Annotated in this window: 13 protein-coding genes and 1 pseudogene; 7 read left to right on the top strand and 7 right to left on the bottom strand. The window is 58.6% G+C overall.

Annotation, left to right across the window (positions count from 1 at the left end; all coding sequences use genetic code 11):
- The first annotated feature begins 26 nt into the window (after positions 1 to 26).
- Complete coding sequence (gstA, locus tag C4J93_RS20460; RefSeq protein ID WP_124405088.1) at positions 27 to 629, top strand: glutathione transferase GstA; 603 nt, start codon at positions 27 to 29, stop codon at positions 627 to 629.
- Between the two features lie 51 nt (positions 630 to 680).
- Here the strand turns inward: gstA and C4J93_RS20465 are convergent, their stop codons facing one another.
- Positions 681 to 1,607, bottom strand: coding sequence for an aliphatic sulfonate ABC transporter substrate-binding protein (locus C4J93_RS20465; protein WP_124430337.1), 927 nt, complete (start codon positions 1,605 to 1,607; stop codon positions 681 to 683).
- Positions 1,608 to 1,812: 205 nt separating this feature from the next.
- Here C4J93_RS20465 and C4J93_RS20470 point away from each other — a divergent pair, with 205 nt between their 5' ends.
- The gene (locus tag C4J93_RS20470) at positions 1,813 to 2,211 is read left to right on the top strand and encodes a GNAT family N-acetyltransferase (RefSeq protein WP_124430338.1); all 399 of its coding nucleotides are present in this window, start codon (positions 1,813 to 1,815) and stop codon (positions 2,209 to 2,211) included.
- A 75-nt stretch (positions 2,212 to 2,286) separates the two neighbouring features.
- Here the strand turns inward: C4J93_RS20470 and def are convergent, their stop codons facing one another.
- From def to C4J93_RS20485, 3 genes and pseudogenes are all read right to left on the bottom strand, one after another.
- On the bottom strand, positions 2,287 to 2,826 hold the full coding sequence (gene def, locus C4J93_RS20475; protein WP_124371649.1) for a peptide deformylase: 540 nt from the start codon (positions 2,824 to 2,826) through the stop codon (positions 2,287 to 2,289).
- On the bottom strand, positions 2,823 to 3,779 hold the full coding sequence (locus C4J93_RS20480; RefSeq protein WP_124430339.1) for a YihY/virulence factor BrkB family protein: 957 nt from the start codon (positions 3,777 to 3,779) through the stop codon (positions 2,823 to 2,825). Before C4J93_RS20480 ends, def begins: the two co-directional genes overlap by 4 nt.
- Positions 3,780 to 3,970: 191 nt before the next feature.
- Positions 3,971 to 4,144: pseudogene (locus C4J93_RS20485) on the bottom strand (CsbD family protein); the annotation flags it as partial.
- Positions 4,145 to 4,345: 201 nt separating this feature from the next.
- Here C4J93_RS20485 and C4J93_RS20490 point away from each other — a divergent pair.
- On the top strand, positions 4,346 to 4,723 hold the full coding sequence (locus tag C4J93_RS20490; RefSeq protein WP_124368109.1) for a hypothetical protein: 378 nt from the start codon (positions 4,346 to 4,348) through the stop codon (positions 4,721 to 4,723).
- Between the two features lie 115 nt (positions 4,724 to 4,838).
- Here the strand turns inward: C4J93_RS20490 and fadD1 are convergent, their stop codons facing one another.
- Together fadD1 and fadD2 are read right to left on the bottom strand one after the other, a co-directional pair.
- Complete coding sequence (gene fadD1 / locus C4J93_RS20495) at positions 4,839 to 6,530, bottom strand: long-chain-fatty-acid--CoA ligase FadD1 (protein WP_124371653.1); 1,692 nt, start codon at positions 6,528 to 6,530, stop codon at positions 4,839 to 4,841.
- Between the two features lie 380 nt (positions 6,531 to 6,910).
- A complete protein-coding gene (gene fadD2, locus C4J93_RS20500; RefSeq protein WP_124430340.1) occupies positions 6,911 to 8,599 on the bottom strand; it encodes a long-chain-fatty-acid--CoA ligase FadD2 in 1,689 nt (562 codons plus the stop codon).
- Positions 8,600 to 8,811: 212 nt separating this feature from the next.
- On the opposite strand from fadD2, the gene C4J93_RS20505 reads away from it, so the two are divergent.
- Together C4J93_RS20505 and C4J93_RS20510 are read left to right on the top strand one after the other, a co-directional pair.
- Positions 8,812 to 9,756, top strand: coding sequence for an alpha/beta hydrolase (locus tag C4J93_RS20505; RefSeq protein ID WP_124430341.1), 945 nt, complete (start codon positions 8,812 to 8,814; stop codon positions 9,754 to 9,756).
- A gap of 57 nt (positions 9,757 to 9,813) precedes the next feature.
- Positions 9,814 to 10,284 (top strand): MaoC family dehydratase, encoded by a 471-nt coding sequence (locus C4J93_RS20510; protein WP_034115694.1) that lies wholly within the window; start codon positions 9,814 to 9,816, stop codon positions 10,282 to 10,284.
- A 134-nt stretch (positions 10,285 to 10,418) separates the two neighbouring features.
- Here C4J93_RS20510 and C4J93_RS20515 read toward each other — a convergent pair whose 3' ends face one another.
- Entirely contained in the window at positions 10,419 to 10,886 is a 468-nt protein-coding gene (locus C4J93_RS20515) for a PA2169 family four-helix-bundle protein (RefSeq protein WP_124371656.1), read from the bottom strand.
- Positions 10,887 to 11,090: 204 nt separating this feature from the next.
- Between C4J93_RS20515 and C4J93_RS20520 the strand changes: the two genes are divergently transcribed.
- Complete coding sequence (locus C4J93_RS20520; RefSeq protein ID WP_104505342.1) at positions 11,091 to 11,327, top strand: DUF3820 family protein; 237 nt, start codon at positions 11,091 to 11,093, stop codon at positions 11,325 to 11,327.
- Positions 11,328 to 11,341: 14 nt separating this feature from the next.
- Complete coding sequence (locus C4J93_RS20525; RefSeq protein ID WP_124430342.1) at positions 11,342 to 12,517, top strand: aminotransferase class V-fold PLP-dependent enzyme; 1,176 nt, start codon at positions 11,342 to 11,344, stop codon at positions 12,515 to 12,517.
- The last annotated feature ends 113 nt before the right edge of the window (positions 12,518 to 12,630 follow it).

Here is a 12,630-nt window from a genome sequence, read left to right on the forward strand (position 1 = left end):
GCGCAAACCCGACATAGAGGCCCTCCATGAAACTGTATTTTTCCCCGAATGCCTGCTCGCTCGCCCCCCATATCGTGCTGCGGGAATTGGCCTTGCCCTTCGACCTGGTGCGCGTGGATAACCAAGCCAAGACCACGGCCGACGGCAGGGATTTCCTGCAGATCAACCCCAAAGGTTACGTAGCGGCACTGCAACTGGACAACGGCCAGGTGTTGACCGAAGCCAGCGCGATCCTGCAATACCTCGCCGACCTGAAGCCCGATGCCCATCTGGCCCCGGCCAACGGCAGCTGGGAGCGCGTGCGCTTGCAGGAATGGTTGAATTTCATCGCCACCGAAGTGCATGGCGGGCTGGCGGTATTTTTCAACACGGCAATCCAGGGCGAGGTGCGGGCGATGTTCCTGGCGACGTTGTTCAAACGCCTTGCGGTGCTGGTGCAAACGTTGGAGCAACAGGATTATTTGCTGGGCGCGCAGTATTCGGTAGCGGATGCGTATCTGTTTGTGGTGCTGCGTTGGGCGGCGGTTCATGGGATTGAACTGAATGAATGGCCGGCGTTGGCGGCATTTCAACAACGGGTGGGCAAGCGGCCCACTGTGGTTGCGGCCCTGGCAGCGGAAAATCCATGAGCGGTCAGGCAATCAAGTAGTGGCGAGGGAGCCGCTCCCTCGCCCCAGGGCTTATGGACCTTTGAACACAACCTGCTGCACATCGACCTTCTTCGGGATCAAGCCATTGGCGAAAAACAAATCGGCGGTGCGTTGCTGATTGGCGATGTCGACCGCCTGCAGCGGCCGGATCGGCTCGGGCGAGCGGTGTTCGAAGTAGCGTTTGACCACCGCCGGTTGCAGGCCCAGGGTCTTGGCCATCAGCGCGATGCTGTCTTCGGGTTGGTCCAGGGACAGACGCTGCGCCTTGCCGAGGGTTTGCAGGATGGTGGCAATGGCCTGGGGATTTTGCCGGGCAAACGCGCTGCTGGTCACGAAGAAGCTGCCGGCCGGATTGAGGCCCTCGCCGGTGCCCAACACGCGGGCGGCACCGTCGACCACGGCGGCCGAGTAGTAAGGGTCCCACACCACCCAGGCGTCCACCTTGCCTTGCTCGAACGCGGCGCGTCCGTCGGAAGGCGACAGGTACACCACGTTCACATCCTTCCACTGCAAACCGGCGCGCAGCAGGCTCTTGAGGAACAGGTTGTGCGCACTGGAACCCTTGAGCAGCGCTACACGCTTGCCCTTGAGTTCGGCCACGCTATGAATGGGGCTGGCTTGAGGCACCAGCACGGCTTCGGTTTTGCCCTCATTGGGCTCGACGGCGATGTACTGCAACTCGATACCGGCGGCCTGGGCGAAAATGGGTGGGATGTCGCCGATATTGCCGATGTCCAGGCTGCCGGCGTTCAGCGCCTCGATCAGCGGCGGGCCACCGAGAAACTCGGTCCACTGCACCTGGGTGCCGGGCAGCGCGGCTTCGAACAGCTTGTGTTCACGGGCGAGGACCATGCTTACCGAGCTTTTCTGATAGCCAATGCGCAACGTGGATGGATCGGCGGCCAGTGCCTTGGCGGCGACCAGCGAAAGAGCAGCGACAGCAATTATTTTCAGCATAAGAGCGCTTCCTTGACCTTAACGGCGGGTGCGGTTGGGCCCGGTATGTCGGGTGCTTCGAAGCAGCGATCCTAGCAAGCTCTCTTATTCATTAATAATATTAAAAAATCATCTATTTATAACTTTATATGCGGACTCGCAGGCCGATGTTTGCGCCCTGCCGGCAACGGCTACAATGCCCGCTTGTCCTTTCATTGGTTTGAACATGCACATCGAACGCTTGGCAGCGCCGCTATGGCCGCTGCTGAACAAGTTTTACCGCAGCCACAACTCGTCGATGAAGGCGCTCAAGGACGGGCAGTTGTGGGTGGCGAGGGACACGCAGATCGTTGCCGGGTTATGCCTGACCCCCGTGGTCGGTGGGCAATGGCTGACCGGCGTGTTCGTTGACCCGGCTTATCGCGGCCAGGGGCTGGCGGCGCGGTTGATCCACCTGGCAGTGGCTGAAGTGGACGATAACGTATGGCTGTTTTGCCACCCGGACCTTGAAGGGATGTATCAGCGTATGGGTTTTTCCCAGGACACGGTTTTGCCGCAATCGCTCAGTGAGCGGTTGGTGCGCTACAAGCGCAACAAACCGATGATCGCGATGGGCCTTCGATAACCTGATGGCTTGCGCCCGATAGCGGTGGGTAGGAGCAAGCCCCCTCCCACATTTAGACCTGTTGCAGTTTGCCGGTCATTCGTCGGCGGTTGGGTCCATTTCCGGGAACAGCACTTCGATAAATCCAAACTTGCTGAAGTCAGTAATCCGCGACGGGTACAACCGCCCGATCAGGTGATCGCACTCATGCTGCACCACCCGTGCATGGAAGCCGTCGGCGAAGCGTACGATCGGCTCGCCCTTGGGGTCGAAGCCTTCGTAGCGGATCTGCTGATAGCGGTCCACGGCGCCGCGCAGGCCGGGCACGGACAGGCAGCCCTCATACCCCTCTTCCAGCACCGGGCTGAGCGGTGTGATCAACGGGTTGATCAGGATGGTCTGCGGTACCGGTGGGGCCTCCGGGTAGCGTTCGCTGGCCTCGAAACCAAAGATCACCAATTGCAGGTCCACACCGATCTGCGGCGCAGCCAGGCCGACGCCGCCCACGTGTTCCATGGTCTGGAACATGTCGTCGATCAGTTGCCACAGCTCAGGGCTGTCGAACATTTCCGGCGGCACTGGCGGGGCGATGCGCAGCAGACGTTCATCGCCCATTTTCAGGATTTCACGGATCATTGATCAGGCTCAACGGTAAGAGGCTTGGAATGGTCCCGGCCCAGGCCGGAGACATGTTGTTTTTCACCGGCATGGCCCGGTTCGTCGATTTCCTTTTGGCCGGGGTCCTTGCCTTCGGCGGACATGTGTTCGATCACGGCGTTCATTTCCGCGCCGAGCAACAGCACGGCAGCGGAAATATAGAAGTACAAGAGCAACACGATGATCGCGCCGATACTGCCGTACATGGCGTTGTAGTCGGCGAAGGTTTTAACGTAGTAGCCAAAGCCGAGGGAAGCGACGATCCACACCACCACCGCCAATACGGAACCGGGGGTGATAAAGCGAAACTCCTGTTCGACATCCGGCATCACGTAATACATGAGGGCCACGGCAAACATCAGCAGGATCACGATCAGCGGCCAGCGCACGAGGGTCCACAGCGTGACGACGAACTCCTGCATACCGATCTGCCCCGCCAGCCATTCCATCACCTGCGGGCCGAGCACCATCAGCGCGGCGGCGGCGAGCAGCATGCCGGCGATGCCGATGGTGTAGAAAATCGACAGCGGGAAACGCTTCCAGATCGGCCGCCCCTCCACCACGTCATAAGCCGCATTCATCGCGCTCATCATCAGGCGTACGCCAGCGGAGGCGGTCCACAGGGCGATCACGATACCCACCGAGAGCAGCCCGCCCTTGGATTGCTGCAACTGGTCGATCACCGGGTTGACCTGCTCCAGTGCCTGGGGCGGCAATACCAGCTCCGACTGCAGGCGCAGCCAGGTGAAGAAGTCCGGCAGGTGCAGGAAACCGATCAGGGCAATCAGGAACAACAGGAAGGGAAACAACGAGAACAGCATCTGGTAGGCCAGCGCCGAGGCATAGGTGGGCATCTCGTCATCGACGAATTCCGTTACGGTGCGCACCAGCACCTTGTGCAGCTTGAGACCATCGAGTACCGGAAAAATCATAGCGTCTCCTTTCGCCGCAAAGAGGGTGAGGTCGCGGGCGACTCAGGGGCCGTTTTCTACATCAAAGTAGCCCATTTGGCGACTTTGAAACAATTTCTAAACTTTAGTTGCAGCCTTGGATACAAAAACGGCCATCCGTAGATGGCCGTCGGGCTGCTGGGATGAGCCAGCCGGACCGTCTTACTCGGTCGCTTTTTCACTGCGTCCTTGGTCTTGCCCACTGCCTGCTGTGCTTCGCCTTTCTTTTCCTGGATCACGCCTTCAGCACGCATTTTGTCGTTGTCCGTCGCCTTGCCGACACCTTGCTTGATGTTACCGGCGGCTTCATTAGCTACGCCTTTTACCTTATCGGAAGTGCTGCCCATGGTATTACTCCTGATAACAATCAAATGGTTTTAGGTCACTACGTAGCGGTTGACTGGACGCCAGGCGCCAGAGTTTCAATTATTTTTCAGCGCGCATTTGATCGAAAGGGGCAGGTTTGCCTTTATGTTTTGCCGCCAACCCACGAGAATGCCCGGCAGATTCAGGCTCGAACGCTGAATAACAGATCCCGTAGGAAGGTTATGAAACTCAATAAAGCACAGGCCATCGCCCGCAGAAACCAGGAACTGGGCGGTGCCGTACTCGGCGTCAACAACTGCCATTTCACCGACCTGGACCCCAAACGCAATATCTGGTGGTTCGACTTGCCAGTGGCGCGGATTGGCGTGGGCCAGTACGAGTGGATCCACCTGTTGATGCACAACGCCGAGACTGACCAACTGCTGCACCTGAAAGTGCCAACGGCGTTCCTGCGTGAGAACCTCGAAGGGCTGGTGGTGCGCAATGCCGGCAAGCGCAAGCCGGAAATCACCCTGGAACTGAGCGCCGACAAGGACTCGTTCCTCAAGGATGTGCGCCCTGCCGGTGCGGGAATCAGCTTTGCGCAGTTCGCCCTGTAATAACGCAGTCATAAATGTGGGAGGGGGCTTGCTCCCGATAGCTAAGTGTCAGTCACGTTATCTGTGACTGGCCCACCGCTATCGGGAGCAAGCCCCCTCCCACATTTGAAGTGCGTTACTTTTTGAGACCGAGCTTCTTCAGTTCTTCATCGCGCAATTCACGCCGCAGAATCTTGCCCACATTGGTGGTCGGCAGCGCATCGCGGAACTCAACGGCCTTGGGCACCTTGTAGCCGGTGACGTTGGCGCGCATGTGTTCCATCACCTGTTCCTTGGTCAGGGTCGCCCCTGGCTTGACCACGATGAACAGCTTGATGTGCTCCCCGGACTTTTCATCCGGCACGCCGATGGCTGCGCACTGCAACACGCCCGGCAGGCCTGCCAGCACGTCTTCCAGTTCGTTGGGATACACGTTGAAACCCGAGACCAGGATCATGTCTTTCTTGCGATCGACAATACGCATGTAGCCGTCGGGCTGGATGATCGCGATGTCGCCGGTCTTCAGCCAGCCTTCGCTGTCGAGCATCTCGTCGGTTGCGTCCTGGCGCTGCCAGTAGCCCTTCATGACCTGGGGGCCCTTCACGCACAGCTCGCCGGTTTCGCCCAGCGGCAGCTCGGTGCCGTCGTCGGCGATCACTTTACACACGGTGGATGGCACCGGGATGCCAATGGTGCCGATCTGGATATGCTGGATCGGGTTCACCGTGGCCACTGGGCTGGTCTCGGTCATGCCGTAGCCTTCGCAGATGCCACAACCGGTTACGGCTTTCCAGCGTTCGGCGGCCGCCAGCTGCAGCGCCATGCCGCCTGAAAGGGTGACCTTCAGCGCGGAGAAATCCAGCTTGCGGAAGCCTTCGTTGTTGCACAGCGCGACGAACAGGGTATTGAGGCCGACAAAGCCGCTGAACTTCCACTTCGAGAGTTCCTTGACCATCGCCGGCAGGTCGCGCGGGTTGCTGATCAAGATGTTGTGGTTGCCGATCAGCATCATCGCCATGCAATGAAAGGTAAACGCATAGATGTGGTACAGCGGCAGCGGCGTGATCAGGATCTCGCACCCTTCATTGAGGTTCGAGCCCATCAGCGCCTTGCATTGCAGCATGTTGGCGACCAGGTTGCGATGGGTGAGCATTGCGCCCTTGGCCACGCCGGTGGTGCCGCCGGTGTATTGCAGCACCGCCACATCGCCGCTGGCCGGGTTGGCATCGCTGACCGCCTGGCCCTGCCCCTTGGCCAGCACGTCATTGAACTTGATCGCTTGCGGCAAATGATAGGCCGGGACCATTTTCTTCACGTACTTGATCACGCTGTTGATCAACAGGCGCTTGAACGGCGACAGCAGGTCGGCGACTTCGGTCACGATCACGTGTTTGACCGCAGTCTTGGGCACGACTTTTTCAGCCAGGTGCGCCATGTTGGCCAGGCAAACCAGGGCCTTGGCCCCGGAGTCATTGAATTGGTGTTCCATTTCCCGCGCGGTGTACAGCGGGTTGGTGTTGACTACGATCAGCCCGGCACGGATGGCGCCGAATACAGCGACTGGGTATTGCAGGACATTGGGCAGTTGCACGGCGATTCGGTCGCCAGGCTTCAAGTCGGTGTGCTGTTGCAGGTAGGCGGCGAATGCGCCGGACAATTCGTACAGTTCACCGTAGGTGATGGTCTTGCCCAGGTTGCTGAAAGCCGGTTTGTTGGCGAAGCGCTGGCAGGACTGCTTCAGTACCGCCTGAATATTCGGATACTCGTCTGGATTGATTTGTGCAGCAATCCCGGCGGGGTACTTATCCTTCCAAAAGTCTTCGTTCATGGAAGCCCACTCCTCAGCGACGCGAATTCATCATCGCATTTGATGCGATTATTATTGGTGTATGTTTTTTTAAGGTGAATCTGGCGCTTCAAGCAGGCCTAGACGTCACAAAGCGCGCCGAGAGTAGCAGCTTTGCCAAGGGCCGACTAGAGCCAAAAGAGGGCCCTACGGTCACTAACACGACTGTCCTACAATAATTGGTCACACTTTTAACGCAGACAAAATAACCCACTGAAAGGCTCTGGAATGGGGCTTAGCGGGCAATACAAAACAATGTGGGAGGGGGCTTGCTCCCGATAGCGGAGTGTCAGTCACTGCATCTGTGCCTGAAACACCGCAATCGGGAGCAAGCCCCCTCCCACATTTTGTAGCTATTCGGTTCAGGCGATGTCGCGCAGCTCCCGTCGCAGGATTTTCCCCACCGGCGTCATCGGCAACGAATCCCTGAGCACAATATGCTTGGGCACTTTGTACCCCGTGAAGTTGGTCTTGCAGTAGGCCTTCAACTCCTCAAGGCTCACACCTTCGGCACGCGCGACCACAAACAGCTTCACCGCTTCCCCCGTGCGCTCATCCGGCACGCCGATCACCGCACAGTTGGCAACCGCAGGGTGGGCCATCACCACGTCTTCGATCTCATTGGGGTAGACGTTGAAGCCCGAGACGATGATCAGGTCTTTCTTGCGGTCAACGATGCGTATAAAGCCGTCGGTATCGATCACGGCGATATCGCCGGTCTTGAGCCATCCCTCGGCATCCAGCGCCTCGGCCGTGGCCGCCGGTTGCTGCCAATAGCCCTTCATCACCTGCGGGCCCTTGATGCACAGTTCGCCGCGTTCGCCCAACGGCAACTCAGCGCCGTCGTCATCGACCACCTTCATGGCCGTGGCCGGCACCGGAATGCCTACCGTGCCCAGTCGCGATTGATTGCCATAGGGGTTGGTGCTGGCCACCGGTGAAGTTTCGGTCAGGCCGTAGCCCTCGCCGATTGCACACCCGGTGATCTGCTGCCAACGCTCGGCGGTGGCCTTGATCAGAGCCGTGCCGCCGGAATTGGTCAACTTGAGATGGGAAAAATCCAGGCTCTTGAAGTCCGGATGCTCCATCAGCGCCACAAACAGCGTGTTGAGCCCCAGCAGCCCGGTGAAGCGCCACTTTTTCAGTTCCTTGATGAACCCGCCGATGTCGCGCGGGTTGGTGATCAGCACGTTATGGTTGCCGGACACCATCATGCACATGCAGTTCGCGGTGAACGCATAGATGTGGTACAGCGGCAGCGGCGCAATCATCACCTCCTGCCCTTCCTTGATCAGCGGATGGCCGTCGTCCCCCAGTTGCGACATGCACGCCCGCGCCTGCTGCATATTCGCTACCAGATTGCCGTGGGTGAGCATCGCGCCCTTGGCCTGGCCGGTGGTGCCACCGGTGTATTGCAGCACGGCGATGTCCTCGAGGCTCACCGAATGTCGCGTCACGCCCAGGCCCGCGCCCATGTGCAAGGCGCGCTTGAACGACACCGCACGCGGCAGGTGGTAGGCCGGGACCATCTTCTTGACTTTGTCGACCAGGGTGTTGACCAGCCAGCCTTTGGCGGCGGGCATGAAATCGCCCATTTTGGCTTCGATCAGGTAGTCGATCTCGGTGTCGGTACACACCTCCTGTACCCGCGAACCGAACAGGTTGAGGTAGACCAGCGCACGCACGCCGGCGTCCTTGAACTGGTGGCGCATTTCACGTGGGGTGTACAACGGGTTGGTATTGACCACGATCAGCCCGGCGCGCAGTGCGCCAAAAACCGCAATCGGATAATGCAACACGTTGGGCATCTGGACTGCGATGCGCTCGCCGGGCTTGAGGTCGGTGTGCTGCTGCAGGTAACCGGCGAACGCCGCACTCTGGCGCTCAAGCTCGGCGTAGGTCAGGGTAATGCCCATGTTGCTGAACGCCGGACGGTCGGCAAAGGTCTTGCAGGAACGCTCGAAGACTTCGATCACTGATTGATAGGCAGTGAGGTCGATGGTGTTAGGCACACCCGCCGCGCGTTTGTCATTCCAAAAATCAGGTTGCATTATTCTTGTCCTCTTTACCTGAGTGTGTCCGGCCGCTTTTCTATGCAGCTACAAAGAGCGGAGCTTTGAGGACGTTAGCAGTAATGGCCAAACAGGCAATACACTGAACTGTGTCATTGATTGTATGAATCTTGTCGCTGAGGCGCAGGCAGATACCCCGCCCCCCACCCGATGAGCTATACACTGCAACGACCCTGCGCAAAGGAACCGCCATGAACCACAGCACTTTCTGGCTGACCGCGAACGACCACAGCCGCCTGTACGTCAATCAATGGATGCCCGCCGAGCCCCCCAGGGCCCTGATGATGCTGTCCCATGGCATGGCCGAGCACAGCGGCCGCTATGGGCGCCTGGCGCAGGCGTTGTGCGGCGCCGGCTATGGTGTGTATGCGCTGGACCAACGTGGGCATGGCCGTACCGCCGACGAAGGCACCTTGGGGCTGTACGCCGAAGAGGATGGCTGGAACAAAGTGGTGGGCGACCTGGCCAGCCTTAACCAGCACATCGGCCAGCAGCAACCGGGGCTGCCGATTATTTTGCTCGGCCACAGCATGGGCAGCTATATCGCCCAGGCCTATCTGCTGCATCACAGCGCCAGCCTAAATGGGGCGATACTCAGCGGTTCGAATTTCCAGCCGGTGGCGTTGTATCGCGCGGCACGGACGATTGCCCGTATCGAACGCGCGCGCCAGGGTTTGCGCGGGCGTAGTGCATTGATTGAGTTTCTGTCGTTCGGCTCCTTCAACAAAGCGTTCAAACCCAATCGCACCGCCTTCGACTGGCTCAGCCGCGACCCGGTTGAAGTCGACCAATACATTCATGACCCGCTTTGCGGTTTCCGCTGCACCAACCAGCTGTGGGTCGACCTGCTCGGCGGCTTGCAGCAAATCAGCAAAGCGTCCAATCTCGCGCAGATCGATCCGGGCCTGCCAATTCTGATAATCGGCGGCGAATGTGATCCGGTGAGTGAAGGCAAGCGTCTCAAAAGCCTGGCCCATGCCCTGCGCGACGCGGGCTGCCAGCACCTGCAATTGACGCTCTACCCGCAGGCGCGTCATGAAGTGTTCAATGAAACCAACCGCGACGACGTCACCGCGGATGTGCTGACGTGGCTCGAGCACGCCCTGACAGTGCGCAGGCCTACCCGCTGCGAATAATTTTTCGTTTAAAATCAGCCAATTAAATTATCGATTAGCCACAGGATGCACCTTTAGATGACCCAGGTAACCAACACCCCCTACGAGGCCCTTGAAGTCGGCCAGACCGCCAGCTTCAGCAAGACTGTCGAAGAGCGCGATATCCAGTTGTTCGCCGCCATGTCTGGCGATCACAACCCAGTGCACCTGGATGCCGAGTACGCCAAGGCGACCATGTTCAAGGAGCGTATCGCCCATGGCATGTTCAGCGGTGCGCTGATCAGCGCGGCGGTAGCCTGCGAACTGCCCGGCCCGGGCACGATTTATATCGGCCAGCAGATGAGCTTTCAAAAGCCGGTCAAGATCGGCGACACCCTCACCGTGCGCCTGGAAATCCTGGAGAAGCTGCCCAAGTTTCGTGTACGCATTGCCACGCGCGTGTTCAACCAGCGCGATGAGTTGGTAGTGGATGGCGAAGCGGAGATTCTTGCCCCGCGCAAGCAGCAAGTAGTGACCTTGACCGAATTGCCGCCAATCAGCATTGGCTGAAAATGACGCAATACAAATGTGGGAGGGGGCTTGCCCCCGATGGCGGTGATTCAGTCAATAAACCTATCGACTGATCCACCGCTATCGGGAGCAAGCCCCCTCCCACACTTTTTACAGCATTTACAACTCAGGGCTTACGACTGAGCGCGAGCCTGGTTACGCAGGGCTTTAACCTGATCGTGGTTGCGCTGCACGCCGTGGTACTGACGTTCAACCAGATCACGAATGCCCAGCAGGTTGTGCTTGTTGATCTTCTCGATCGCTTCCTTGTAAGCCTTCAGTGCGTGGTCTTCACCGCGCTCGGCTTCGTTCAGCACGGACTCTTCGTCCTTACCGGTCACCATCGACTTGACGTCAACCCAACCACGGTGCATAGCACCGGCCACGCTGCCGGATTCTTTCGGCTCGCCACCCAGGGCACGCACGGCGGTTTTCAGTTCGGTAGCGGCGGTGGCGCAATCGGCGGAGCGCTTGACGAACAGGGCTTTGAGCTCTGGGTGCTTGATGTCTTCAGCGCACTCCTGGAAACCCTTTTGGCCGTCGATGCTGGTTTCGATCAGGTCGTTCAGTACGGAGATGGATTCTTTATTGATATCAGTCATTTTTCAATTCCTTATGTGGGTTGAGAAAGTTGTCTTAATGATTGCAGCGCTCGTGCCAGGTTTTGAAAAATTACTTATTTGTTTTATTTCAATGACTTACGAATTATTGAACCATCTGTATCGACGTTATTTGCATGATCTGTCATTTGGCCTTCATGCAGAATGCCTGTATTTTCCCCGCTATCGAATCAAACGCTGAAGCCCATGAACCCCGAAAAACTCGAATTGCTGATCACCCGCGAAATGCCCTTCGGCAAATACAAAGGGCGGATCATCGCCGACTTGCCCGGCCCCTACCTGAACTGGTTCGCCCGTGAAGGTTTTCCCCACGGGGAACTGGGTGGCTTGCTGGCACTGATGCAGGAAATCGACCACAACGGTTTGGCCGAATTGCTTGAACCGCTGCGCGTTAAACACGGTAAACCCGCCCCTCGCCATTAATTAAGAGCCTCGCCATGCCAAGGAATGCAAACAACGAAAGTCACTGGCAGGCCATCGCCCAGCGCTATGAGCTGGAGCCGGGCCCGATCAATCTGGAAAACGGCTACTTCGGGCGCATGAGCCGTGCAGTCCAGGCCCAGTACCTGGAACACGTTGCCTTCATCAATCGCAGCAACTCGGTGTACGTGCGTCAGCGCTTCGAGCAAGGGGAAAATCTCGAGATTCGTCGCCAACTGGCCGCTTTGATCGATGCAGACCCGGACTCGGTGGCCTTCACCCGCAACGCCACTGAAGCCTTGCAGTCGCTGATCCGCAACTACAACCGCCTGCAACCCGGCGACCAGGTGCTGATCAGTGACCTGGAGTACGACACGGTCAAAGGCGCGATGCGCTGGCTGGCCGGCGTGCGCGGTGTCGAAGTGATCGAGATTTCCCACGCTCACCCGGCCAGTTTCGACAGCCTTGTGCAGGCATATCGCGATACTTTCAATCAGTACCCGCGCTTGAAGCTGATGGCGCTGACCCATGTCACGCACCGCACCGGCCTGGTGATGCCGGTGGCGGCGATTGCCAAGGCTGCGCGTGAACAGGATATTGATGTAATCCTCGACGGCGCCCACGCTCTGGGCCAGATCGATTTCAACCTGGCCGAGTTGGGCATTCAGTTCGCCGGCTTCAACTTGCACAAATGGATCGGCGCCCCGCTGACCCTGGGCTTTCTCTACATCGCCCCCGAGCGCCTGGCGGATATCGACCCGGACATGGGTGAATTCCACTACCCCGCCACGGATGTGCGTGCGCGTACGTCCTACAGCACGCCGAACTTTCCGGCACTGATGAGCCTGCCGTTGGTGTTTAAAGAGCATCGGCAACTGGGCGGCGCCGCGGCCAAGGGCGCACGGGTCAATTACCTGCGCAATCTTTGGGTGAATCAGGTGCGGGCCTTGCCGGGAATTGAGGTGCTGACGCCGGATGATCCGAGGCTGTATTGCGGGATTACCGCGTTCAAGTTCATTGGGCGCGATCAGCAGGTGATGGTCGACAGGTTGCTCAAGGAGTACGACTTGTTCACCACCACCCGCTCAGGCGCCGCATTTGGCACCTGTATTCGAGTGACACCGGGGTTGGTGACTACGGCTACGGACATCAATGTGTTGGTGCAGGCGATTACCCAGCTCAACACAGATTAAACTGTGGGAGGGGGCTTGCTCCCGATGGCGGTGCATCAGTCACTACATGTATTGAATGAACCACTGCTATCGGGAGCAAGCCCCCTCCCACATTGGTTTTGTGGAGTTCTTCA

Origin of the sequence: Pseudomonas sp. R2-37-08W (assembly GCF_003851705.1) — a bacterium.
Lineage (GTDB): Bacteria > Pseudomonadota > Gammaproteobacteria > Pseudomonadales > Pseudomonadaceae > Aquipseudomonas.